24 protein-coding genes and 2 tRNA genes are annotated in these 25,591 nt (G+C 43.8%); 12 read left to right on the forward strand and 14 right to left on the reverse strand.

Features of this window, described 5'->3' with window-relative positions; all coding sequences use genetic code 11:
• Positions 1–152 precede the first annotated feature (152 nt).
• The 7 genes from KIT51_09505 to KIT51_09535 all read right to left on the reverse strand — a co-directional run bounded on the left by KIT51_09505 (position 153) and on the right by KIT51_09535 (position 6,618).
• Positions 153–419, reverse strand: a complete 267-nt coding sequence (locus KIT51_09505; GenBank protein ID UYN85138.1) for a hypothetical protein — start codon at positions 417–419, stop codon at positions 153–155.
• A 517-nt stretch (positions 420–936) separates the two neighbouring features.
• Positions 937–1,548, reverse strand: a complete 612-nt coding sequence (locus KIT51_09510; GenBank protein UYN85139.1) for a Crp/Fnr family transcriptional regulator — start codon at positions 1,546–1,548, stop codon at positions 937–939.
• Between the two features lie 12 nt (positions 1,549–1,560).
• Entirely contained in the window at positions 1,561–1,830 is a 270-nt protein-coding gene (locus tag KIT51_09515) for a hypothetical protein (GenBank protein UYN85140.1), read from the reverse strand.
• Positions 1,831–1,967: 137 nt separating this feature from the next.
• Positions 1,968–2,945: an ROK family protein gene (locus tag KIT51_09520; GenBank protein UYN85141.1), complete on the reverse strand. Its 978-nt coding sequence runs from the start codon at positions 2,943–2,945 to the stop codon at positions 1,968–1,970.
• 12 nt (positions 2,946–2,957) lie between these two features.
• Entirely contained in the window at positions 2,958–3,941 is a 984-nt protein-coding gene (pfkA, locus tag KIT51_09525; GenBank protein UYN85142.1) for a 6-phosphofructokinase, read from the reverse strand.
• 59 nt (positions 3,942–4,000) lie between these two features.
• Positions 4,001–5,653 (reverse strand): glucose-6-phosphate isomerase, encoded by a 1,653-nt coding sequence (pgi, locus tag KIT51_09530; GenBank protein UYN85143.1) that lies wholly within the window; start codon positions 5,651–5,653, stop codon positions 4,001–4,003.
• Positions 5,654–6,544: 891 nt separating this feature from the next.
• A tRNA-Met gene (locus KIT51_09535) sits at positions 6,545–6,618 on the reverse strand.
• A 187-nt stretch (positions 6,619–6,805) separates the two neighbouring features.
• Between KIT51_09535 and KIT51_09540 the strand changes: the two genes are divergently transcribed.
• The 7 genes from KIT51_09540 (at position 6,806) to bshB1 (ending at position 14,319) form a co-directional block, all read left to right on the forward strand.
• Positions 6,806–7,207, forward strand: coding sequence for an ATPase (locus KIT51_09540; protein UYN85144.1), 402 nt, complete (start codon positions 6,806–6,808; stop codon positions 7,205–7,207).
• 75 nt (positions 7,208–7,282) lie between these two features.
• Positions 7,283–9,043, forward strand: coding sequence for an LptF/LptG family permease (locus tag KIT51_09545; GenBank protein ID UYN85145.1), 1,761 nt, complete (start codon positions 7,283–7,285; stop codon positions 9,041–9,043).
• A 65-nt stretch (positions 9,044–9,108) separates the two neighbouring features.
• Entirely contained in the window at positions 9,109–9,384 is a 276-nt protein-coding gene (gene rpsO, locus KIT51_09550) for a 30S ribosomal protein S15 (protein UYN88549.1), read from the forward strand.
• Positions 9,385–9,489: 105 nt separating this feature from the next.
• The gene (pnp, locus tag KIT51_09555; protein UYN85146.1) at positions 9,490–11,637 is read left to right on the forward strand and encodes a polyribonucleotide nucleotidyltransferase; all 2,148 of its coding nucleotides are present in this window, start codon (positions 9,490–9,492) and stop codon (positions 11,635–11,637) included.
• A 69-nt stretch (positions 11,638–11,706) separates the two neighbouring features.
• A complete protein-coding gene (locus KIT51_09560; GenBank protein UYN85147.1) occupies positions 11,707–12,570 on the forward strand; it encodes an RNA polymerase sigma factor RpoD/SigA in 864 nt (287 codons plus the stop codon).
• Between the two features lie 73 nt (positions 12,571–12,643).
• Positions 12,644–13,591: a thioredoxin-disulfide reductase gene (trxB, locus tag KIT51_09565; protein UYN85148.1), complete on the forward strand. Its 948-nt coding sequence runs from the start codon at positions 12,644–12,646 to the stop codon at positions 13,589–13,591.
• 11 nt (positions 13,592–13,602) lie between these two features.
• Positions 13,603–14,319, forward strand: coding sequence for a bacillithiol biosynthesis deacetylase BshB1 (gene bshB1, locus KIT51_09570; protein ID UYN85149.1), 717 nt, complete (start codon positions 13,603–13,605; stop codon positions 14,317–14,319).
• Between the two features lie 20 nt (positions 14,320–14,339).
• Here bshB1 and pdxH read toward each other — a convergent pair whose 3' ends face one another.
• On the reverse strand, positions 14,340–14,981 hold the full coding sequence (gene pdxH, locus KIT51_09575) for a pyridoxamine 5'-phosphate oxidase (GenBank protein ID UYN85150.1): 642 nt from the start codon (positions 14,979–14,981) through the stop codon (positions 14,340–14,342).
• 99 nt (positions 14,982–15,080) lie between these two features.
• Between pdxH and KIT51_09580 the strand changes: the two genes are divergently transcribed.
• The 3 genes from KIT51_09580 to KIT51_09590 all read left to right on the forward strand — a co-directional run bounded on the left by KIT51_09580 (position 15,081) and on the right by KIT51_09590 (position 17,843).
• Positions 15,081–15,656 (forward strand): YqgE/AlgH family protein, encoded by a 576-nt coding sequence (locus KIT51_09580; GenBank protein ID UYN85151.1) that lies wholly within the window; start codon positions 15,081–15,083, stop codon positions 15,654–15,656.
• Positions 15,657–15,703: 47 nt separating this feature from the next.
• Positions 15,704–17,560, forward strand: coding sequence for a DUF349 domain-containing protein (locus KIT51_09585; GenBank protein UYN85152.1), 1,857 nt, complete (start codon positions 15,704–15,706; stop codon positions 17,558–17,560).
• Between the two features lie 210 nt (positions 17,561–17,770).
• A tRNA-Thr gene (locus tag KIT51_09590) sits at positions 17,771–17,843 on the forward strand.
• A 42-nt stretch (positions 17,844–17,885) separates the two neighbouring features.
• On the opposite strand, the gene KIT51_09595 is transcribed toward KIT51_09590, so the two are convergent.
• Together KIT51_09595 and KIT51_09600 are read right to left on the reverse strand one after the other, a co-directional pair.
• Positions 17,886–18,176, reverse strand: a complete 291-nt coding sequence (locus KIT51_09595; protein ID UYN88550.1) for a nuclear transport factor 2 family protein — start codon at positions 18,174–18,176, stop codon at positions 17,886–17,888.
• Positions 18,177–18,399: 223 nt separating this feature from the next.
• Positions 18,400–19,287 carry a dienelactone hydrolase family protein gene (locus KIT51_09600; GenBank protein UYN85153.1) on the reverse strand — a complete coding sequence of 296 codons (888 nt, stop codon included), beginning with the start codon at positions 19,285–19,287 and terminating at the stop codon, positions 18,400–18,402.
• 92 nt (positions 19,288–19,379) lie between these two features.
• On the opposite strand from KIT51_09600, the gene KIT51_09605 reads away from it, so the two are divergent.
• Complete coding sequence (locus KIT51_09605; GenBank protein UYN85154.1) at positions 19,380–19,661, forward strand: hypothetical protein; 282 nt, start codon at positions 19,380–19,382, stop codon at positions 19,659–19,661.
• 181 nt (positions 19,662–19,842) lie between these two features.
• On the opposite strand, the gene KIT51_09610 is transcribed toward KIT51_09605, so the two are convergent.
• Positions 19,843–20,994 carry a Fic family protein gene (locus KIT51_09610; GenBank protein UYN85155.1) on the reverse strand — a complete coding sequence of 384 codons (1,152 nt, stop codon included), beginning with the start codon at positions 20,992–20,994 and terminating at the stop codon, positions 19,843–19,845.
• Between the two features lie 186 nt (positions 20,995–21,180).
• A complete protein-coding gene (locus KIT51_09615; protein ID UYN85156.1) occupies positions 21,181–21,528 on the reverse strand; it encodes a cupin domain-containing protein in 348 nt (115 codons plus the stop codon).
• 291 nt (positions 21,529–21,819) lie between these two features.
• On the opposite strand from KIT51_09615, the gene KIT51_09620 reads away from it, so the two are divergent.
• A complete protein-coding gene (locus tag KIT51_09620) occupies positions 21,820–22,368 on the forward strand; it encodes a lysophospholipid acyltransferase family protein (GenBank protein ID UYN85157.1) in 549 nt (182 codons plus the stop codon).
• A 6-nt stretch (positions 22,369–22,374) separates the two neighbouring features.
• Here KIT51_09620 and KIT51_09625 read toward each other — a convergent pair whose 3' ends face one another.
• Positions 22,375–22,764, reverse strand: a complete 390-nt coding sequence (locus KIT51_09625; GenBank protein ID UYN85158.1) for a hypothetical protein — start codon at positions 22,762–22,764, stop codon at positions 22,375–22,377.
• A 20-nt stretch (positions 22,765–22,784) separates the two neighbouring features.
• Positions 22,785–25,532, reverse strand: a complete 2,748-nt coding sequence (locus KIT51_09630) for a TonB-dependent receptor (GenBank protein UYN85159.1) — start codon at positions 25,530–25,532, stop codon at positions 22,785–22,787.
• Positions 25,533–25,591: the final 59 nt, after the last annotated feature.

Raw genomic sequence — 25,591 nt, forward strand, 5'->3', positions numbered from 1 at the left:
TAGGAGGGCTTGAAAATGGAGCGAAGCGGAATGTCAAGCCCGACCAGTTGCGACCTGTCGCCTGTGACAAATGTATATAATGAAACCGAGAAGTTAATGCTACACCGAACCCGGCCATAGCGCAAACACACTGTTGGCCGCTGTGCCGTTACTCAACTCTTTTCTATTTTCCTGTTTATAAAGTCCGTTATTTTTTTATTGTCCAGTTTGTACTCCTCAATTTTTGTCGAGTCCCAATATTTTTTTAAAATGAAGTCCACCTTTTCCTCAGCTTTTGCTGGCCAAGCTCCATATTTTGAGTGAAAAAATTGTCCGTCAAAGTAAACTGTATGAATAGGTGAGTCCCATTTGTTGCGAAAAACAACTATTGTTCCTTTGTCAAAAGGAACACTCTGCGCATTTCTTTTTCTTAACCTCAAATGATTTTGTTTTTATGAAGGAAGTCGCAAGGATACTATTCATGTATCTATTCTCCTTTAATGATGTCCACTTTGTAAATAATAAATTGTCAATTTGAGTGCTACTGAAAAACTTGTCCAAAGCGTAACTATGGCAATTTTGCGCTCCTGTCGTCCGTAACTTGTTCATGTTAATTGTGTCCGATGTCGAAGGAATATATGACGAGTCTCGTCTAAATTTTCTAGCTTCATCTAAGTCGTACTTTATTCTGGTTGTGTAATCGAGTTCGATAATTGAATCCATCCAATTTATTCTAAGAGTAGGGTTGTACTTATACTTAGTTTGAACAGTGTCAACTGAAAAATAAAGTTGTCGAGTCGATTTTATATTGTCCGCTACTATCTGTTGAGATGTCGCTTGTTGAATTGTCAGAATGAAAATTGTCCCAATTATTAATTTGTCCATGTGCCTAATTTTTTTTGACGGCATTGCGGCCAACAATTGGCTATATGTAATGCATATATTTTAGATATATCATCAAGCAACCGTAATCTTATTCCTTCCCAACGTCACCAATCCTTCTTCCTCCATTCTTTTTAAGAGCCGGGAAACTACCACGCGTGCTGTACCGAGCTCGTTGGCTAATTGTTCATGGGTAATATTCAGGGTGTTGCTTTTAGCCAGCTCAACTTTCTTATGAATGAAGTCCAGTAACCGTTCGTCTAGTTTTTTAAATGCAATGGCATTCACCACATCCAGCAATTCTTCAAAACGCTTGTGGTACAATCGGAAAATGTAATCGAGCCATTCCGGATATTCTTTGATCAGCAGGCTTACCTTATCAATCGGAATAAAAAGTATTTCGGTTTCTTCTTCGGCTACGGCTTTTACTTTGCTGGTGTCCTGGTGCATGCCACCCAAAAACGACATAATACAACTTTCGCCAGCCTTAATGTAATACAGTAAAATTTCGCGACCATCTTCATCGGTTCGCAGTACCCGAATACTTCCCTTGGTTACAATGGGTATGGATTTGATGTATGCGTTTTCATTTAATATTACTTCTCCTTCTTTAAAGGTTTTGCTCATGCCAAAGTCTTCCAGTTTTGCTTTTAGTTTTGGCGATGATTCTAACTCGTTAATTTCCATATTCGAAGCTATTTACATTTGGGGGAGACTTACCTGTGAGGCATATATTTTTTCGTGACTGCCCGGAACTCCAAGTTGTTCTTTTGTTTTGCAATAACAGATAAAGCCTTTGTAGGAAGTCAGGTACAGGAAAGTATTTGAAAAAATTCCTGTTTTCGATTCGATCACCAAAAGGCCTTCAGCTTTCCTTAAAATGTTCTGAAAATCCTGTACATCAATGCGGATAAAAGCCCCATTCATTTTCAAGGCTTGTTGATGTTGCATGGGGTAAATAGGTACCATAAGTGGGTATCAGTTTTTATAAGAATACAAAAATGAACTTGTCTATCGAAAGGGTGAAGGTAAGCACTAAATGCTTCTTTTGCCATCGGGTTGAAGGATCAACCGCAGAGAGTGGTTGTAGGCGGTTATGAAAAATATCAGGCGTGAACCTTTCCTTTTTCCTCCAGGTAATTCCACACCAGACTGCTTGCCCCTAAAATTGGTGCTGCCTGGTTCTGAAGTCCGGAGGGAAGAATTTTAACTTTTCCTCTAAACACCGGCATCAGGTTAGCCTCCATGTGTTTAATGGTAGGCTTGAAGATCAGGTCGCCTGCGAGCGAAAGGCCACCAAATAAAAAAATTGCTTCGGGATCGGTATGCACAACGGTTTCGGCAAGCTTGGTTCCGAGTATTCGGCCTGTATATTCAAAAGCTTCACGGGCAACAATGTCTCCACGGATTGCCGCCTCGGTAATCATTTTTGTGTTCAGGTTATCAAAGCTGATACCCCGAAGTTCGCTTGGCTCAAGGTGATCGGCAAGAAGTTTGTATACCGATCGCTTAATGCCCGTAGCCGAAACATAGGTTTCAAGGCAACCTCGTTTTCCGCAATTACAATACCGGCCTGCATAATTCACTGTAGTATGACCGAGTTCTCCGGCTATGCCATGTTTGCCATTAATGAGTTGTCCATTGCAGACAAAGCCACTACCTAACCCCGTTCCCAGTGTTATGACAACAAAATCTTTCATGTTTCGTGCTGCACCGTATACCATTTCACCCACTGCGGCTGCATTGGCATCGTTGGTAACCAGGGTTGGTACTCCAAAGGGTTTAGAAAGCATATCAGCCAAAGGAATAATTCCTTTCCATTTCAGGTTAGTGGCATGTTCAATGGTGCCTTTGTAGTAGTTGCCGTTTGCTGCACCAACACCAATACCCACTAACGAGTAATCGTTACCCAGGTTAGTTATAGATTCTTTTATGGCCTTAGCCAAATCATTAACCAGATCAAAAACTTCTTCATGTTCCTGTGTTTTAATCCGATCCTGAAACAATACATTTCCAGCACGGTCCACAATACCAAACTTGGTGTTTGTTCCTCCAATGTCAATACCGATGGTAATCTCCTTCATGACAGTACCGGTTTAAATGGAAAGTATTTTGGCGATCCGCATCATATCGTGATCAATATCATGGGGTCGGTTCATAACAGCATCAAAGGCATTAAAAACAATTTTGTTGTCGCGAATACCTACCATGGCATCTGTTTGCCCGGCCAGTACGCCTTCTACGGCAGCAACACCCATTCTGCTGGCCAACACACGATCGAAATATGTAGGTGACCCGCCACGCTGCAGGTGGCCGAGTATGGTTACTTTAATATCAAAGTACGAAGTACGTTCTGCCACCTTGCGGGCAATTTCGTTGGCTCCGCCAATTTTTGAACCCTCAGCGATCACTACAAGGTTTGATCGTTTATTGGTTATTTCGCCAGCGGTGAGCAATTCATAAACACGTTCAAATGAAGTTTCGCTTTCAGGTATGATAATAGCGCCAGCGCCACCCGCCACACCGCTGTACAAGGCAATGTATCCTGAATTTCGACCCATTACTTCAATAAAAAACAATCGGTTATGCGAAAGGGCAGTATCGCGTATTTTATCGATCGCCTCCACTGCAGTATTGGTTGCCGTGTCGAAGCCTATGGTATAATCGGTACCTGCAATATCGTTATCGATGGTTCCCGGTATACACAGTGAAGGCATTTTGAATTCGTTATACAAAGCATGCAAACCGGTAAACGTACCGTCACCGCCAATGGCAATCAATGCATCGATACCTACCTTGCGCAACTCATCGTAGGCTTTCTTTCTACCTTCTTTTGTTTTGAATTCTTCGCTTCGGGCTGTTTTTAAAATGGTTCCACCGCGCTGCAGTATGTTGCCCACTGAACGGGCGCCAAGTTTTACAACGTCACCTTCAATCATGCCCTCATATCCCTGCATGATCCCAAAAACTTCTTTGTTGTGAAAAATTCCGGTACGCACAACTGCGCGTATGGCGGCATTCATTCCGGGTGCGTCTCCTCCTGAGGTAAATACGCCAATTCGTTGAATAGATGATGACATTGAATATGCTAAAACATTCAAAAATAGTGCTTCAAATGGATTTTTTGCACGTTAAACCGCTATCTGGATTTCAATCGTTTGAAATGGTTTATGAGGCCGTTTGTAGATGCGTCATGCGTGGCGATCGCTCCCTCGGATGTTAATTCGGGAAGGATTTTCTTGGCCAACGCCTTGCCAAGTTCCACACCCCATTGGTCGAAACTGAAGATATTCCAAATACCACCTTGAACAAAAATCTTATGCTCATACATAGCAATGAGGCTACCTAAAGTGTGCGGTGTTATTTGCTTAACTAAAATACTATTGGTTGGTTTGTTTCCGTCAAACACCCGGTAGGGTAAATGAAATTTAACTTGGTCGTTGGTAAAACCGGCTTCACGCAACTCCACTTCAACTTCTTCAGCAGATTTTCCGCGCATGAGTGCTTCTGTTTGTGCAAAGTAATTGGAGAGTAGTTTATTATGGTGATCGCCTACTGCGTTATGCGTGTGTACGGGGGCTATGAAATCGCACGGGATTAATTTTGTTCCTTGGTGGATCAATTGGTAAAAAGCGTGCTGGCCATTTGTGCCGGGCTCTCCCCAGATAATGGGCCCAGTTTGGTAATTAACGGGCTGACCTGCACGATCGATTGATTTTCCGTTACTCTCCATGTTGCCTTGTTGAAAATAAGCAGCAAAGCGATGCAGGTACTGATCATAGGGAAGTATAGCTTCTGAAGCGGCACCGAAAAAATTGTTGTACCATATGCTCAACAAGCCGAGTATTACAGGGATATTTTTTTCGAAGGTCTCCGTGCGGAAATGATTATCCATTTCATGGGCCCCCTCCAGCAGTTTAACAAAGTTGTCGTAACCAATCGTACAAGAAATCGATAACCCGATAGATGACCACAATGAATAGCGACCGCCTACCCAATCCCAAAATACAAACATGTTGGCGGGGTCAATGCCAAATTCAGTTACTGCTTTTTTATTGGTCGATACGGCAACAAAGTGTTTCTCTACCGCACCCTTGCCCCCCGTTTTCTCCATAAACCATTGCCTGGCCGATTCGGCATTGGTCATGGTTTCTTGTGTTGTAAATGTTTTGGAAGCAATAATGAAAAGTGTTGTTTCAGGGTTTACTTTTTTCAACACTTCCGCGATATGGGTTCCGTCAACATTAGAAACAAAATGCGGTGTGATGGTAGACCAATAGGGGCGAAGTGCCTCCGTGACCATGTAGGGTCCGAGATCCGAGCCACCGATACCGATGTTTACAATATCGGTAATGGCTTTGCCGGAGTATCCTTTCCACGAACCATTCTGCAAAGCGGTGGAGAATTCCTTCATCTGTTCCAATACCCGGTTAACTTCGGGCATTACATCAACACCCTCTACCAACACGGGATGATTCGACCGGTTGCGTAAAGCCACATGGAGTACAGGCCGGTTTTCGGTTTGATTAATCTTAAGGCCTTTAAACATTGCTTCTATGGAAGCTGTTAACTCAACCTCATGGGCCAGGCTGGTTAAAAGTTGAAGGGTTTCTTCCAGAATAATATTTTTCGAGTAATCAATAAGAATATCATTGAATTGGAGGTGAAATTTTTCAAACCTTTCGGGGTCTTCGCTGAACAGATCGCGCATGTGCGTGGCCTGCATAGAAAGAAAGTGGATCTCCAGGTTTCGCCACGATTGCGTTTCAGTTGGGTTTACGTTAGGCAGCATGGAATACGGATTAAGGCACGCAATATATAACGAAAAAGCCCTGCACCGATACTAAATCTGGGCAGGGCTTTTGGCAAGCGTGAATATTTAATGCAACAGACTGCTGCCTTAATCTTTGTAGCGCGGGTGGGAGTCCTGACGATTCGCGTCAAAGCGAATGTCAGGATGCTGACCGAAAGCGTCAGCATTGAACCTGATTACCCAATATGGAATTATAAGCCCCACTTGGAAAAATAGTGATACAAAAAAAGCAGCGGACTGCTGCTTATTTAGTAGCGCGGGGGGGAGTCCTGACGATTCGCGTCAAAGCGAATGTCAGGATGCTGACCGAAAGCGTCAGCATTGAACCTGATTACCCAATATGGAATTATAAGCCCCACTTGGAAAAATAGTGATACAAAAAAAGCAGCGGACTGCTGCTTATTTAGTAGCGCGGGGGGGAGTCCTGACGATTCGCGTCAAAGCGAATGTCAGGATGCTGACCGAAAGCGTCAGCATTGAACCTGATTACCCAATATGGAATTATAAGCCCCACTTGGAAAAATAGTGATACAAAAAAAGCAGCGGACTGCTGCTTATTTAGTAGCGCGGGGGGGAGTCCTGACGATTCGCGTCAAAGCGAATGTCAGGATGCTGACCGAAAGCGTCAGCATTGAACCTGATTACCCAATATGGAATTATAAGCCCCACTTGGAAAAATAGTGATACAAAAAAAGCAGCGGACTGCTGCTTATTTAGTAGCGCGGGGGGAGTCCTGACGATTCGCGTCAAAGCGAATGTCAGGATGCTGACCGAAAGCGTCAGCATTGAACGTGGTTGCGACCATGGAATTTTAAGCCCCACTTGGAAAAATAGTGATACAAAAAAAGCAGCGGACTGCTGCTTATTTAGTAGCGCGGGGGGGAGTTGAACCCCCGACCTTTGGGTTATGAATCCAACGCTCTAACCACCTGAGCTACCGCGCCAATTAACCTCTCTTATAAATGATCGAACTCATCTTTGCCAATACAGCGATAAATCCAACGCTCTGATAACCTGAAGCTCCACTTGACAGGGGCGCAAACTTACAAAGATTGATCGTATTCTGCCAAAACTGATTTTTATTTTGCCCTTGCGGAATATTTCTTATAATTTCAAACACATATGCGAATCATGGCAAAAAAGAAACTCTTCACAGCCGATTATGAGATACATGCTTCTATTAAGATGCTGTACCCTTATATCCAAACAGCCAGCGGGTTATCGGAGTGGTTTGCTGATAATGTGACCATCAACAATATTGATAAAACATATAATTTCATTTGGGATCACGAAGAACATAAAGCCCGGCTTGCTTCCCACCGAACCAATCATTTTGCCCGCTTCGAGTTTCTGCCCGAAAATGAAGATGACGAGAAAGATCCTGCGTATTTTGAACTTCGGCTCGAATTCAATGAGCTTACGCAATCTGTTTTCCTTAAAGTTACCGACTATTCCGATTTTGATGACCTGCAAGAGCTAAATGATCTTTGGGATGGATTGGTTGAGGCCCTTCGGAAAACCGTAGGCGGGTAGTAGTTCAATTCCAATAATGCTTCAAGCCGTTATCTTTGGCGTGTTATTTGATCCTAAAAGGGTCATTTGATCCTGATGAAAAAATTAGACAAACTAATCCTGTCTTCCTTTCTGGGGCCATTCATCCTAACCTTTTTGGTGGTAGTTTTTATTCTGTTGATGCAGCACATGCTCAAATACTTTGATGACATCATCGGTAAGGGCTTGGGTTTTGATGTTATCGGTCAGTTGCTTTTTTATTTTGCCGTATTTATGACTCCCGTGGCACTGCCATTGGCTGTTTTGTTATCATCGTTAATGACATTCGGTGCGTTGGGTGAGCATTTTGAGTTAACCGCCATTAAAAGTGCCGGCATTTCTTTGTTACGTACCATTCAGCCCATTTTCTTTTTTGTGCTGGTGTTAACGGTATGTGCTTTCTACATAAACAATAACCTGGTCCCCAAGGCTGCACTCGAAGCCTACAGCTTACTCTATGATATCAAACAAAAAAAACCAGCCCTTGATTTACGAGAGGGTACCTTTTACAATGGCATCCCTGATATCAGTATAAAGGTCAACCATAAGTTTCCGGACAATATTACGTTGAAGGATGTTATCATTTACGACCATCGCAAGCACGATGGAAATAAAGACGTGACCATTGCCGACTCCGGGAAGATGTATACGATTTTAAATGAGCGTTACCTGAAATTGGAGTTGTTCAACGGTTACAACTATACAGAAGGGGCCAGTGCCGGTCAGGATGTTGTTGGCAAAAGTGTGGCTTATGGAACAGAGACTATCAGCCGTAGTAAATTCGCCAAAACACAAGTTGTTTTCGACTTATCTTCATTTGGGCTGATCCGTACCGAGAAAAAGTGGTTTCAGGGTAACCGTATTATGCGCAACCTGCGCGAGCTTGATTACGACCTGGATTCGCTCAACCGGGAAAAGATGAATTACCAGTTGAGCCACTATGCAGCGTACAGAAACTTCTTTAACTATTTTACCCGAAAAGATTCGGTGGCCTTACCGGTTGATTTACTGAGTTACAAAAATATGAAGGATTCGGCTTCGTTTAATGCTCCATTCAATTCATCTGACGATCCTGCACTTTCAGTTACACCAGCAGCCCTGCAGTCGCCTATAATTGCTGCGGATTCTTTAATTGATAAAACGATGGTGGAGCATGATTCAACAACCCGTGTGATAGAACCTCCAACACTTCTGCAACAAAAACGGGCGCGAAATCCGGAACGGGTAAAACAGGTTGAGCAGCAAAAGGAAGAATCAAAGCGGTTAGCGTTGGCGCAACAAAAGAAACGTATACTCACCGACTCAGCCCGTTTGGCTAAGGTAGATAGCATCATGTCCCTATCGGTCGAAAAAAGCGGGTACACCTCGGCTGTGAATAAAGCTCGAGTGGTAAAGTCCCAATTAGCGGGTTCTATAAGTACGCTTGAGTTCTACACCGTTGATGAGCGTGTTTTCAGGATACAATGGCATAAGATTTTGGCAAGTTCGTTGGCCTGTATTGCCATGTTCCTGATTGGTGCACCCTTGGGGGCCATAATAAAAAAGGGTGGTTTAGGGGTCCCGTTCCTGGTCTCTATCCTGTTTTTTATTGTGTATTACCTGCTTACCATGACTGGTGAAAAGTGGGCCAAACAGGGCATCGTTAGCGTAGAAGTTGGGGTATGGGCTGCTGATGTGATCCTGCTGTTTATCGGGCTGATATTTTTGCGGCAAGCACGGATTGATGCCCGCCTTTTTGAAGCTGATTTTTACAATGTTGTTTTCGATAAGGTTTCACGATGGCTTGAGCAATTTAGGTTGCGGGGAAAAGGAAAATGAAGGCATTTTTGGATAATTCAGGCCTATTCCCGTATCTTTGCCGCTTAAATCAAGAGTATAAAACGATGTATTTAACCGCGGAAACAAAAAAAGAGCTGTTTAAGAAGCACGGGGCTGCCAAGACTGATAAGGATACCGGATCTACGGAGTCCCAGATTGCCCTGTTTACCCACAGGATCAACCATTTGACCAGTCACCTGAAGGATCACAAGAAGGATTTTTCGACCCAAAACGGCTTGCTTAAGCTGGTGGGTAAAAGAAAGAGACTTTTGAATTACCTGCAAAACACCGATATAAACAGGTATCGTGCAATACTTGCAGAGTTAGATTTGAGGAAATAACATTCAATATTTAGCATAGGGGAATCTGAATCAAGGTTCCCTTTTTGCATTTTTAACCTTTTATTCCTGCGTGCCCTTTCGTGGCAAGCATTAACCCGATTTTTTATGACATTAACTGTAACATCAAAAAGCTGCAAACTCCCTGATGGACGGGAGATCACACTCGAAACAGGCAAAATGGCCCGTCAGGCCGATGGATCTGTAGTATTGAAAATGGGCAACACCATGCTGCTCGCAACTGTTGTTGCAAAAGAAGACGTAAACGAAGGTGTGGATTTCATGCCCTTGTCGGTAGACTATCAAGAGAAATTTGCCTCAACTGGTAAAATACCTGGTGGATTTTTGAAACGTGAAAGTAAATTATCCGATTACGAGATACTGATTAGCCGCCTGGTTGACAGGGCTTTGCGGCCGTTATTCCCAAGCGATTTTCATGCTGAAACTCAAGTAAATATTTTCCTTATCTCAGGGGATTCCAACGCCCTACCTGATTCATTGGCTGCTTTTGCTGCCTCCACTGCACTATCGATATCCGACATCCCATGGGGTGGACCCATATCCGAAGTTCGTGTGGCCCGCGTAGACGGAAAATTTGTGATCAACCCAACCCTTGCCGATAAGGAAAGGGCAGATATCGACCTGATTGTTGCTGCCTCCATTGACAATATCTTGATGGTTGAGGGTGAGATGAAAGAGGTAAGCGAAGATGAAATGCTTGAAGCATTGAAGTTGGCCCATGAGGCCATTAAAGTTCAATGCCAGGTGCAACTTGAACTGGCTAAAGAATTAGGCAAAACCGAAAAACGCACGTATTGCCATGAGGTAAACGATGAAGCACTTCGCGAAGAATTGAATTCGCTGCTGTACCCTAAAGTTTATGCTGTTGCCAAACAGCAGATCAAGAACAAGAAAGAAAGGGGCAAGGCATTCAAAAAAATCATTGAAGATTACTTGGCTTCTTTACCAGAAGATTCAGCCATCAATAAAGATTTGGTAAAGCGCTATTATCACGATATTGAGAAGAAAGCTGCCCGCGACCTTGTGCTTAATGAAGGAATTCGTTTAGATGGTCGTAACACTAAGGAGATCAGGCAAATACTTAGTGAAATTGATATTTTACCTTCGGCACATGGCTCAGCGCTTTTCACACGTGGTGAAACACAATCGCTTACCACCGTTACGTTGGGTACCAAGCTTGACGAGCAGATGATTGACGGGGCTATGTTTGAAGGATCGAACAAGTTTATACTGCATTATAATTTTCCGGGTTTCTCAACCGGTGAGGTAAAGCCGAACCGAGGTCCAGGAAGAAGGGAAGTTGGCCATGGTAACCTTGCTTTGCGCGGGTTGAAACAAGTTCTCCCGTCAGATGCTGAAAACCCGTACACTATCCGCGTGGTATCCGACATTCTTGAATCCAATGGGTCATCTTCAATGGCTACAGTTTGTGCCGGATCATTGGCTTTGATGGACTCCGGTATACCGGTAAAGGGACCTGTTTCAGGTATCGCCATGGGCATGATTTCCGATTCTAAAACCGGTAAGTATGCTATCCTATCCGACATTCTTGGTGATGAAGACCACCTTGGGGATATGGACTTTAAAACTACCGGCACCGAAAAAGGGCTTACCGCTTGCCAAATGGATTTAAAGGTTGATGGCCTGACCTACGATGTGCTCAAAGAAGCGCTTCTTCAGGCCAAGGAAGGCCGCCTTCATATTCTTAACGAAATGAAGAAGACCTTATCAGCCCCTAAGGCTGAACTTAAGCCACATACGCCTCGTGCTGAAACCGTAGTTATTGAAAAAGAAATGATCGGTGCAGTCATTGGTCCGGGCGGAAAGGTTGTTCAGGACATACAAAATACAACTGGTGCAACCGTGGTTATTGAAGAAGTTAACGGAAAGGGTATTGTTAATGTATTTGCTACCAGTAAAGAAATAATGGATGCCGCCTTAAGGCGCATAAAGGCCATTGTTGCCGTGCCTGAAATCGGGCAGGTATATGATGGTAAAGTTAAGTCCATTATGCCCTTTGGTGCCTTTGTAGAATTTATGCCAGGCAAAGATGGTTTGCTGCATATTTCGGAAATAAAGTGGGAACGCCTGGAAAGCATGGAAGGTGTAATGGAAGTCGGTGAGGAGGTTAAAGTGAAACTGGTTGAGGTTGATAAGAAAACGGGTAAGTTCAGGTTGTCACGTAAAGCATTGTTACCTAAGCCATCAAAACCCGAGGCCGCGAAAACTGAATAATTTCCCCGCTTGTTGACAGGAACTATCTTTGTGCTCTATATTGTTACACCACTTAACATTTAGGACCTGATGAGGCAGCTTAAGATCAGCAAGCAGATCACCAATCGCGAAAGCCAGTCTCTTGATAAGTACCTTCAGGAGATTGGTAAGGTTGATTTGCTTACCCCGGATGAAGAAGTTGATTTAGCCAAACGTATAAAGGCAGGTGATCAAATTGCCCTGGAGAAACTCACAAAGGCAAACCTTCGCTTTGTTGTATCGGTAGCCAAGCAATACCAAAACCAAGGTTTGTCCTTAGGCGATTTGATCAACGAAGGCAACCTAGGTTTGATCAAGGCTGCGCAACGCTTTGATGAAACGCGGGGCTTCAAGTTTATATCGTATGCCGTTTGGTGGATTCGCCAATCCATACTACAGGCCTTGGCCGAACAATCCCGTATCGTAAGGCTACCGTTGAACCGCGTGGGTTCGCTCAACAAAATTTCCAAAACATTTTCTGAGTTGGAGCAGAAGTATGAACGAGAGCCCTCTCCGGAAGAACTTGCTGAAGTATTGGATGTAACCACTGCTGAAGTTGTTGACACCATGAAGATTTCCGGGCGACACGTGTCCATGGATGCACCGTTTGTTCAAGGTGAAGAAAATAGTTTGCTTGATGTACTTGAAAACGACAGTGAAGAAACCCCTGATTCGGGATTGATGAACGATTCGCTCCGGAAGGAAGTTCAGCGTGCATTATCAACACTTACCCAACGCGAGGCAGATGTTATTACGCTTTATTTTGGGTTGAATGGTGAACACGCCATGACCCTCGAAGAGATTGGGGAGAAGTTTAACCTTACCCGCGAACGGGTACGCCAGATCAAAGAAAAGGCCATACGAAGACTTCGCCACACCTCAAGAAGTAAGGCTTTAAAACCTTACTTAGGTTAATAATACATAAAAGCATTTAATTTGAAGGGTCTCAAAGAAATGAGGGGGGCCTTTCTTTTAACCCTAAAAATTTATGTCAGAGAAAGTTAAAGTATTGATTATCGGTTCGGGGCCTGCAGGTTACACCGCTGCCATCTATGCTGCCCGTGCCGGGCTTAATCCTGTTTTGTATACGGGCGGCCAGCCCGGAGGGCAGTTGACTACGACAAACGATGTTGAGAATTTCCCCGGTTACCCGGATGGGATTAACGGTCCTCAAATGATGGTTGATTTACAAAAGCAAGCCGAACGTTTTGGTACGAAAATAAATTACGGACTGGTTACATCGGTTGACTTCTCCGGTTATCCGCACACGGTGACTATAGATGATAAAGATGTGGTTGAGGCAGAAACAGTGATTATTGCCACGGGCGCTACTGCAAAGTACCTGGGTATCCCCTCTGAAGAGAAATTTGCCAATCGTGGAGTTTCGGCTTGTGCAGTTTGTGATGGCTATTTTTATAGGGGAAAAGAAGTGGCCGTAGTAGGAGCAGGCGATTCGGCTGCCGAAGAATCAACCTATCTGGCGAAGTTGTGCACAAAAGTTCACTTGATTGTGAGACGTGATGAGATGCGCGCATCTAAAATCATGCAGGCACGTGTTAAAAATACACCCAACATAGAAATTCATTGGAATACCGAAACCGAAGAAATTTTAGGCGATGGTACCGGGGTTACTGGTGTTCGCGTGGTGAATAACAAAACCGGTGCAAAGAAAGAATTGCCAATACAAGGATTCTTTTTGGCGATCGGGCACAAGCCTAACACCGATATTTTTAAAGACTATATAGAAATGGATGAAACCGGCTACATAAAAGTGCAGCCCGGTAGTACAAGAACAAACGTTGAAGGCGTGTTCGCGGTAGGCGATGCAGCCGATAAAATATACCGGCAGGCAGTTACTGCAGCAGGAACAGGTTGCATGGGTGCACTGGATGCCGAAAAATTCCTGGCTGCGCGCGAGGCTGAATTGGTCAGTTAATTTAATTATAAATGAAACTTGATATCCTTGTACTGGCTGCACACCCCGATGATGCAGAATTGTGCTGTGCCGGTACAATAGCCAGGCATATCAGTCTCGGCCATAAAGTTGGCATTGTGGATTTTACACGAGGTGAATTGGGCACGCGTGGCACGCCCGAACTTCGCGAAAAGGAAGCTGCCAAAGCCTCTGAAATCCTAAAACTATCTGTCCGTGAAAATTTAGGCCTTGCCGATGGTTTTTTTCAAAATGATGAGTTGCACCAGCGAAAGGTTATAACTGCAATCCGTAAATACCAACCCGCAATTGTGTTGGCCAATGCCATTCACGACCGCCATTCCGATCATGGGAGGGCGGCTGCTTTAGCAGCAGATGCCTGCTTTTTGGCTGGGCTGGCCAAGATCGAAACCCATTCCCATGGGCTTCAACAAGCCCCCTGGAGACCGAAGGCAGTTTATCATTATATCCAAAGTCAGTTTATTGAGCCCGATTTTATCGTTGATATTTCAGATTTCTGGGAAGTAAAAATGGCTTCGTACCTGGCCTACAAAAGCCAGATGTACGATCCGCAAAGCACAGAACCTGAAACCTACATATCTAAACCAGAATTTCTTAAGCTCATTGAGGCACGCGCAATAGAGTTTGGTCATGCCATTGGTGTTAACTATGGCGAAGGCTTCACACTCCGCAGGTATCCTGGGGTGCGAAACCTTTTTGATCTGATATAAGATATAATAGTAGGTTTTTGTCAAGGAGCCAACCTGCTGATGGACCATGTGTTATTGGCTTTAGCATAAAGTATCCTGTCATGTAAGCGGCTTGGCCTGCCTTGCCAAAATTCAATCATTAATGGATCGACCGCATAACCGCCCCATTGCCTGGGGCGTGGTAGCGGATCCTGATGCTCAAATCGTTTCTCCATTTGTTTTACGCGTTCTTCCAATATTGCCCGGTTGGCAATAACATGGCTTTGTGGTGATGACCATGCCCCAATTTGCGAGGCACGGGGGCGACTTTTAAAATATTCGTCCGAGCGTTCGGCCTCAATACGCGAAACTGTGCCTTCAATCCGTACTTGCCGCTCCAGTTCAGGCCAGAAAAAGGTGAGGGCACATGCCGGGTGATTATCCAGGTGTTTTCCTTTATGGCTTTGGTAATTGGTGTAAAAAACAAATTTAGAATCCTCTACGCCCTTTAATAGCACAATTCTCGAAGAGGGGTTTCCATGTTCATTTACCGTGGCCAGGTGCATGGCTGTGGGCTCGGGAAGTTTAGCAGCCAGGGCTTCATTAAACCAGATGGAGAACTGTTCAATCGGATGCGGATGAACGGAATCAACATCAAGCGTGGCTTTGGTGTATTCGGTTCGGATGTTGGAAATACTGGACATTGGTCATTGCATAATTCACTCGAAAGTTCACCTAAAAGAATAAAATTTGCATCCTACCCTAACAAGTATTTTATTGAAGGCTTTTAGGGGCAAATACACGTGGAATTTTTCAATTATAAGAACAAAATCAAGCCTGAACGAGGGCGACTGTTAATTTCAGAACCCTTTCTGCCCGATCCTAATTTTGAACGAACCGTTGTATTGCTTTGCGAACACACCGAAGAAGGTTCCTTTGGTTTTGTGCTGAACAAACCATCCATTATGAAAGCCGGTGATGTGATGGACGAATTAAAAAATTTCGATCACGAAATATATGTTGGTGGCCCTGTTCAGCAGGACACCCTTCATTTTATTCACCGTACACAATCCATTGAAAATGGAGTTGAAATATTGAATGGGATTTATTGGGGCGGAACATTCGATCAGGTTTTGACACTTTCTGATACACACCAGTTGTTCCCTGCCGACATCAAATTCTTTTTAGGGTATAGCGGTTGGGATGCGGGGCAATTGGAGGAAGAACTGGAGCAGAATTCGTGGATCGTTTGCAACTTTGTTTCTGAAGACCTTCTCTTTGAAACTGAATCGGGAATGATGTGGCGAAAAGCCCTGGATAACATGGGCGGCCGGTTTTCCGTTTATGCTAACTACCCGGTTGATCCACGGCTCAATTAGACCAATTTTAGTACCTTTACTATCGGAACAGAAGAACTTGAAACACCATGGAATTGGAGAACGAAAAAACAGCGGAGTTGGAAGATGTGCGTGAGGCCGGGTTGGATGAAAGCCATGGCGGACAAACCATTTTGCATACGGAAGCCGACTTAACCGATCATGCGGAAGAAACGCACGATGACGATAGCGATCAGGCAGACTACAGCAAATTAACCAAAGCGCAACTCATTGACTTGGTCAAAGACCTGGTTAAAGAAACGGATGTTCAGCGTGCTGAACGGAGACTCAGGAACATCAAGCCTTTCATTGATGAACACCGTGACCAGGAGCGTACCCTTGCCTTGAACCGCTTTATTCTTGATGGCAGCAATGCTGACGACTTCGAATACCGGGGTGATGAACTGGATGCTGCTTTTGATTCCCTCTTTAAAGCTTTCCGCGATAAGCGCAACCAGCTTGTGCGCAGCCAGGAAGAGCAAAGAAATGAAAACCTGAGACGGAAGCAGGCTTTGCTTGAAAAGTTGCGTACCCTTACCGATTCGCAGGATGTGCAGGATCAATTTGATCAGTTTAAAGAACTTCAAAAGGAATGGAAATCCATTGGTGCAGTGCCTGGTACGCAAGCCAAAACTTTGTGGGCGAATTATCACGCTTTGGTAGACCGCTTTTATGATAACCAAAGTATTTATTTTGAACTTAAGGAACTTGATCGAAGAAAGAACCTTGAAGCCAAGCTCGACCTTTGCTTGCGCGCAGAAAAGTTAAAGGAGGTTGCGGAAATTCGAAATGCCGTTCGTGAATTGAACGAACTTCACCACGAGTTTAAGCATATCGGCCCAGTGCCCATTGAAGAAAAGGAAAATGTATGGCAGCGGTTTAAGGCTGCTTCTGATGCGGTGTATGCCCGCAGGGATGAATTTGTAAAAAACCTTAACCAGGAACTGGCTGCAAATTTTGCCATTAAGCAGGCCTTGGCCGATGAGGTTCAGCCTTTCGCTGCTTTTCATTCGGCCCGCATTAAGGAATGGAACCAAAAAACCAAAGACATACTGGAGTTGCAGAAAAAGTGGGAGGTTAAAGGGGGGTTACCACGCAGTAAAGCAAAAGACCTGAACAAAAAATTCTGGACGGCCTTTAAAACATTCTTCGCAAATAAAAATGCTTTCTTTAAGAAACTCGATGCCGAGCGGTCACAAAACCTTGAAAAGAAAAATCAATTGTTGCAGCGTGCATTGGATTTGAAAGAGAGCACCGACTGGGAAAAAGCCACGCAGGAACTGAAGGCTTTGCAACAACAATGGAAGGAGATTGGCCCGGTGCCGGAGAAGGTGAGGGAAAAAATCTACCAGGAGTTTAAGCAGGCCTGCGATTTCTTCTTTGATAACCGCAGGTCCGAGCAGGGCAAAAAGGACCATGAACAGGAGGATAACCTCAAAGCCAAGGAAGCTGTTTGTGCTCTCCTGGAAAAGCACGCGGAGGAGCGGACGGCCAATCCTGAACTTTTGAAAGAACTTGAACAACAGTTTAATGCTATCGGTTATGTGCCTAAAAAGTACATTGCAACTATCCGTGCACGTTACCATCAGGCCGCTGAAAAATTTGTAGCGGCCCTGGAAGGTGTTTCAGAGGATGAGAAGAGCAAGTTGGTGTTGGAAAACCAATTGCAGGATTTGAGGAACGATCCGATGGCCGATCAGAAAATTTACCATAAGGAGCAGGCCATTCGTAAGAAGATGCAGAGGGTAGAGAATGATATTGCGGTATGGCGCAATAACCTGGAGTTTTTTGCCCGGGCCAAGAATGGCGAAAAGGTTAGGGAAGAATTTAATGCCAAAATAGAGGAGGCCAGCGAGCACCTTAAACAATTAAAACAGCAAATCAAGCTGCTGCGCACAGTTTCTTAACCCGGCATTTGCAAAGAACAAATCAACCGCTATTTTTGCACCTCCTAATTAGTTATTGGTTGTTCGTTATTCGTTGTTGGTAGGTAGAGCGGATAACAAATAACGGGCAACGATTAACGAAAAAACGCCTCCTTACCTGCCTGCCGGCAGGCAGGGCTCAGCTGGTAGAGCAACTGACTTGTAATCAGTAGGTAAAACCAGAATTACTTCGCCTCCTTAGCTCAGCTGGTAGAGCAACTGACTTGTAATCAGTAGGTCGCTGGTTCGATTCCGGCAGGGGGCTCTTCTAAAAGCACTTATCAGTTAATGATGAGTGCTTTTTTTATTATTCCAGCGTTACAAAAAGTTGCGATTTTATTTTCCATACTCCTTCTATTTTTGACCAATGAGCGGAGTACTTTCCGCCAGTAACCGATTTTTCTCCCGATTCACTGTAGCCTTTCCAGGTTCCTGTTTCCCATGCCAGCCCAAGTTTATTGTTCACTTCTATTTCAATTGGCGTACGTACCCAATACATTTTAGGACCACTGGCTTTGCTTATATAGGTTTTTAGATTCTCCTTTCCTTGGATCAGTGTGCCATTACCGGTGGTGATCAATACATCATCTGTGAGCATGTTCAGATGTGCATCATCAAAATTTTTCAAAGAGGCATTGGAAACATCACGAAGTCTGAGAATTTCATCTTTGTCTTGTTGTGCCGTAGCTTCAAAACAAATGATTATTAGAAGCGAAATGATAAATAGTTTCAAAAGGCTTGATGCTCGAATGTAAATCATTACTTAAAATTTAACTGATAGCTAAAGGTAGCTATTTGATAATACCTAAGCTGACTTCATCTTACCCAAGCTGCTTCTTAAAAAACGCTATTGTTCTGCTCCAGGCCAGATCGGTGGCGGCTTTATCGAAGCGTGGTGTAGTGTCGTTTAAAAAGCCGTGATTCACATCGGGATAGAAATGAACTTCATATGATTTGTTATGTTCTTTCAATGCGGCCTCATAAGCCGGCCAGCCTTCGTTTACGCGCGTGTCCAAACCGGCATAGTGCAGTTGTAAGGGAGCTTTGATGTTTGGCACCAAATCAACCGGGGCCTGACCACCATAGTAGGGGACTGCTGCTAAGAGTCCGGGTACGCGTGCGGCCATCATGTTGGACACCCATCCGCCAAAACAAAAGCCCACCACACCCACTTTACCGGTGCAGTGTTCATTTTTTACCAACGCATCAAAGGCCGCTATAAAATCTTCCAGTATTTCGTTGCGGTCGCGCTTGGCTTGCATGGAACGGCCTTCATCATCGGTGCCCGGGTAGCCACCTAACGGGCTAAGGGCATCGGGTGCCAGCGATATAAATCCTTCCAGCGCAAAACGTCTGGCTACATCTTCGGTGTGCGGGTTAAGGCCACGGTTTTCGTGAACTACCACAATGCCGGGCAGTTTGCCCTTTGCTTCTTTGGGTCGCGAAAGCAATCCTTTAATTTTTCCTCCGCCTTTCGGGGAATCGTAAGTTATGTATTCGCTGATTAAACGTGGATCATTTGATTGTACTTGAATTTTATTGACATAGTCAGGCATCAGAAAACTTGAAAGCGTTGCTACGGTAAGTCCACCTACGGCATAAGTGGAAAGCTTATCTAAAAATTGCCTTCTGTCTATCCGGTTATGGGCGTAATCATCGTAAAGATCAAAAACCTCCTGGCGGATATCTTCTTTGTTGAGTTTTTTCATGATTATTAATTTCCAGCCTTAAGATAGTGTATTTATGTGATTGTGTTGTTGTAGCTTGTGTTTGTTAATTTTAAAGCGCTTACTGAATACCTATGTTTTCTAAATACTGGCTGGTTATTCGTGATGATACTAAACGAACCTTTGAAGTCTGCGGGCAGATATCCAATGAAAATGCGTTTACCAATAAAACCTATGGTATGCAGCAGGCGGGTATGAATGTAAGTTGCATGACCCCTCCGGTAACCGGTAAGGCGGCCAGCAAGGAAGCCATAAAAATCAGTGGCTATACGTGGGAGAATGGTTTATGGGATCGGTTAGAGAAGGAGTATATGCGCATTCGCATGCAGTACACGGACGATATGGAGTTTGAATAAACTCATCTTCAGGTACGGTAACCCATCAGGATTTAATCATCGTCAACAGCATTTTAAAAGGTTGCAAAGCATGAAGCGCATGCGGAACATTAGCTGGTAAAATTATCATTTCGCCTTTCATGACTACATTGGGCTTACCCGCAATGGAAATTTCTACTTCGTCATCTATAATGCAGGCCAGTTAGCCTCTATTTTTAATAAATAACTCCAGGTATTTATCAAATGAGAACAAACGGTTTCGATTTTGGCCCGTAGTTTCCTTTAGTATCTTAGCCTCTGTGAAATCGTTCACTAAATCATTGGCTGCCTTATAACTAACCTTGGTGACCTTTTGCACCTCACGCACATCAACAATAGGATGCTTAAATAAATGATTGAGTAATATGATGGCGTTGTTGCTCTTGCGGCCAAAGTTGATGTTAATCTTAATTTCTGTTTTCTCTTTTAGGATTAAAACCTTTTGTAATGTTTGAGTAGTTTGATGTGCAGTCTCTTCTACCCCTAGCAGAAAGTATTTTATCCATTGGATCATGTCGTGCTTCGTGCGTACGAAAGTGAGGTTATCGTAATACAAGCCTTTGTTTTTTTCGAAATACGTTGAGAGATAGAGCAGTGGCTTGGATAGTATTCCCTGATCAACCAGGAATAAAGTAATCAACAGGCGGCCAATTCTTCCGTTACCATCCAGAAATGGGTGAATGGTTTCGAACTGGTAGTGTGCAATAGCAATGCGTATGAGTGAAGGCACGTTAGCTTCTTCATTGTGAATGAAATTTTCTAAATCGCCCATCAGTTCATCAACGTATTGATGATGGGGGGGGACAAACTTTGCATCAGCAGGGCTGGTGCCGCCAATCCAGTTCTGGCTGTTGCGGTATTCACCCGGTTGTTTATGTTCACCGCGCACACTACCCAATAATATTTTGTGTGTATTACGGATTAGTCGTGATGAAATGGGCAGTGTTTCTAATTCTTTGATGGCTTTGTTCAACGCTTTGATGTAGTTCTGCACTTCCTTCCAATCATCACGTCTTTCAGGGGCGATATCCGCTTCACTTAATAAGGCTTCATCGATGCGGGTTTGCGTGCCTTCAATGCGACTGGAGATTACCGCTTCCTTGGTTACGTGCAGTTGAATGAAAAGATCGATGTTTGGTACCAGGCGTGCATACGAATTCAATTCGCCCAGCTTTAGAGCAGCCTTTTCCAACAAGCTGTTAATCTGGGGGTTGTTCCATATCCAGGCATCGTTTACCCGATTGGGAACGAAATATGTGTACCCAGTAGGGCTTTTCTCGTATTGGCCAGCCTTAAATTGCTCCAGTTCAATCATCCTACTAAAGTAACATACTTTTTTCGTTATTTTACTTTATCGATCGAAAGTAACATAACAAATTTCTTATTTTACTTTCAGTTAAATCGAGATTTCTACCACTTCCAAACTGACCTTGATGTTTGTGAATCTTCGCATGCAGTATACGGATAACATGGAGTTTGAGTAACTCCTGAAGTACGGCATCTATGAGGACTTAATCATCGTCAGCAGCATTTTAAAAGGCTGCAAAGCATGAAGCGCATGCGGAACATTAGCTGGTAAAATTATCATTTCGCCTTTCATGACTACATTGGGCTTACCTGCAACGGAAATTTCTGCTTCACCATCTACCAGGTAAACCAACGCTTCAAAGGGTGCTGTGTGTTCACTTAATCCTTGCCCCTTATCAAACGCAAATAAAGTTACTGTACCGGTTGACTTCTTAATAATAGTTTTACTTACAACAGCATCCGGTTGGTAGGTAATAAGTTCTTCGAGTGTAGTGACTTGCGCAGGTAAACTTTCCTTAACAGGTTCTTTCTTTTCGGACATGATGCTTATTTGATTGATAATTGCACAAAAGTACATCTTAAATACAGAGCCGTTTATGATTTAAATCAGGTAAGCCTGGAGAGCTAATCTTGAATGTCCGCTTGATTTCCAAATAAAAACCTCACCCCGTCCTCGTTCCTCGGACACCCCTCTCCTGAAGGAGAGGGGAATTGGTGAGGTGTTAATCTTGGTTATACTATATAATTTGAAGAAGTTAAATGTACATGAACAAAAGCTAATCTGTTTCTGTAAAAGGTGAAAATGTTACACCTTGTAGTATAATTTTAGGCTATGAAATGGCTTTGCAGGTTTTATTTGAAGTTGATAGGCTGGAGAACCGGCAGTACACTTGATCCTTCAGTTAAAAAATGTGTATTGGTTGCTGCGCCCCACACCAGCAACTGGGATTACCCGATTGCGCTGGCTACCCTGTACGCCAGCGGGGTAAAGGTTCGCTTTCTGGCTAAAGACAGTCTTTTTAAGTTTCCACTTGGTATACTCATGCATGCTACCGGAGGCATGCCGGTAGATCGCTCAAAACACAATAATTTGGTGGATGCACTGGTGCATAAATTTCACCAGCATGAAGAGCTTATTTTGATGATTGCTGTGGAAGGTACGCGCAGTTATGTGAAAGAATGGAAATCAGGATTTTACCACACAGCTGTTGGTGCTGGTGTACCTATTGCGATGGGATATCTCGATTATGGAAAAAAGGTTGCTGGCTTTGGCGACTTGTTTTACCCCACAGGCGACTATCAAAAGGATCTTCTGGAAATTCAGAATTTCTATCGAAAGTTTACCGCCCGTCATCCGGAGAAGTCGAGTCTTAATCAGTAATAGAAATCACACTTCAATTCTTCTGATTTTTGTAGGGTGACTAAGTTTAAAATCCAACGATCGGTTATTCATTCGGTAACGGGTGTTTACATAACCTTTTTTGTAGGCCTTTACCCGGGCATCAAATTCCAGCATACACCCTTTTGTGAGATCAATTTTTTCAAATGCTTTGGAATAGCTAAACCACACATGATCCGTAACAAGTTTATTCGTACCAGCATCAACTACATTACTTAATAATATGGTTTCCTCACTATAGCCTTTGAAATTCGTTTTTTTTCCCAGGCGACTAAACACCGCCCTGAATCTTTTTCGCTCACCTTCCTGGGTAGCCAGTTCTTTTCGCATATCAAAAAATGAAATGCCGTTCAGTCTTTGTAATGAACCGAACGGCATTTCGTTAAGGATTAAAAAGTTTAAAATCTAAATCCGACTCTGACAAAATAGTAAGCGCCATCTGAACCCATTTGTACCGAATCCATCAATCCTCCCTGATCGGTCCAGGCATCGAATTGTGGAGTGGGGTATTTATTTAGAAGATTATTTGCTCCAATGGTAAAATTCAATTTTGGAGTAATCTGATAAGAAACACTTATGTCAACTGTTGTAGCGGCATCATAGGTATCAGTTGCAACTGCCAGTAAAGCATCTGCTTCGGCTTCGTTGGTAGGAGGTGAGTCAACCCATTGAAAATCCTGAAGTATTACCTGGCTGAAGTGAGTAAGGAAAAGATTAGCTGATAATTTTCCGGCCGTATAACCAACTTGTGCGCCAAACTTATAGTCGGGTGCCGCTGCCTTTAAGTAGGCTTGCGAAAAGGGGCCGAAAAAAGTATAGGGGTTGAGGGTTCCGTTGTTGACCTTTTTAATGTCCAGGGAGTTGAAATTGCCAGAAAGCCCTGCTGTTAATTTACGGTTCTGAGAAAGTTGCAGTTGGTACGCCAGCACAATATCTACACCCATTGTCTTTGTATCCACGCCATTTGCAAAAAACTGTGCAGCATCAACACCTAACCCCAGTCCGGAAGCATCAAAGTTATCAGTCAGTATAATTCTGTTGTCTACACTAATTGAATATGCGTCAACTGTGGCTGTGAAGCCTCCGGTTTTGAATGTAAAACCTACACTACTGTTAAACGCGGTTTCTTCTTGCAACGGACCAATACCGAATGCTTTTGTTACAGTGCTTGTATTGGCTGATAGAAGGGATGGCACCGAGACACCAGCAACAATATTATTGAAAATCAGATTGTAATGAATCTGTGCCAGTGAAGGAGCACGAAAGCCGCTGGAAACAGATGCGCGAATAGAAAATTTTTCACCAATATTATAGCGTGAGGCAACTTTGAAGTTAAGTGTTTGACCAAAATCGCTGTAGTTCTCAAAGCGAAGTGCACCGCTGAGCAGAATGTCTTCAGTTATATTTAATTCTGCGTCAGCATAGAGACCAAAATTTGTACGCCCTCTGTCCACCACATTGGATGGACTGTATCCGGGAAATCCTTGTGCACCTCCTGGCAAATCATCACCATTTGGATCCTGGGCTGGTACTTGTATTGCTGGATTTGTAATGGCTACTCCGTTCTCGTCATAAATGGCGTAAGAACCCTCTTCACCTGCAAAAATAGTGAAGCGCTCAGCCCGGAATTCCATACCAAATGCGAGGTTAAAACCAGCCGCAACATTTTTATAATATTTGCTGAGGTCAAGGTTGGTAACATTCATGGATAAACTATGTCCACCGGCATCAAAATCAGTTGGCGAAGCCGCACCCAACGAGGCATTGTTGGTGCCTTTTATGTAGTAGTGGAAATTGTTACTTCCGAATGTATTGCTGAAATCGGTCTTCCATCCATTGTCCATGGTATGCCGTATGCCAGCGGAAGCAGCAATATCCCGAATGTCGGAAGTTATGTGAGGTGTAAATCCATTGGGGTATAGGCTTGGTACCGAACGATTATCTCCATCGGCAAAACTTTCACGTGAAAATGCATAGGCATCGGTTTTTCTCAAGTTTGAGCCACCGGAGAAATAGAATTCTGTGGTACTGCTGATGGGTATAGCTGAGTTGATCATGAAATTAAACCCATCTATGGCTGCTGTTCCATATCCTTTACGCCATGAAAAACCTGGGCGAAGTGTACGTTCACGCGTCATGTATTCAGTTGTGAAATTGGCATAACCTCCTTTTTCGCCAAGGGCGACACCATAGTTCAAATCAAATCTCAAGGTATTACCATCAAACTTACGGTCTTTACCGTCAAGCCTGTTTTTGCCTTCAACGTTCCAAAGCGTTTCACCTGTTTCGTCTTCCCAGCCCTCGCCAATGGCCGTGCTGTATGCACCATAGGTGAGTCCTCCGGAGACTTCATCATGGTTATCCTTTAAAACAATATTGATTACGCCAGCAATAGCATCTGATCCATATTGGGCCGAAGCACCGTCACGAAGTATTTCGATACGCTTGATGGCAGATGCCGGGATAGCATTCAAATCAGTACCAGAGTTTCCGCGGCCACGGGTTCCAAAAATATTTACAAGAGAAGACTGATGTCTGCGCTTTCCGTTAACAAGTACCAGTGTTTGATCAGGGCCAAGTCCACGCAGTGATGCCGGGTCAATATGATCAGCACCATCAGAGCCCGATTGTTTGGTAGCATTGAAAGACGGTGCAGCATACTGTAGTATCTGATTGATTTCCACTTTACCCATGGTATTCGCCAGGCTTGCAGCATCAATTACATCAATCGGAACTGGAGATTCTATAACCGTTCTGTTCTGGTTGCGGCTACCTACAATAACTACTTCTGATAATTGCTGTGAAAGCGGACTGAGTGTTATTGTGTAAGAATTTAGTGAAGTTACTTCAACCGATTGGGTAACGTAACCAACAAAGCTTATCTCCAGCACATCGCCAACGGAAGCCTGAAGACTAAATCTGCCGGAAGCATCCGAAGTGGTGCCTTGGCGGGTGCCCAGTATTATTACGGTTGCCCCCGCAATGGCATCACCCGATTCTGAATCGATAATGCTACCGGTAATAGTTTTTGTATTCTGAAACACATCCAGCGAATTTCCGGATGTTTGAAAGGCTGATACTATCAGCAATAAAATGAAGGTATGGCACAACCTGAAGGTGTGCCGGTTAGTAATGATCTCGTACATAGGGTATTGGTTTAGGTTTGAACAAGATATGCAATATCTTAACTTGTTCAAAGTAACTA

The organism is Cyclobacteriaceae bacterium, from assembly GCA_025808415.1.
In the GTDB taxonomy this organism is placed as follows: Bacteria; Bacteroidota; Bacteroidia; order Cytophagales; family Cyclobacteriaceae; genus UBA2336.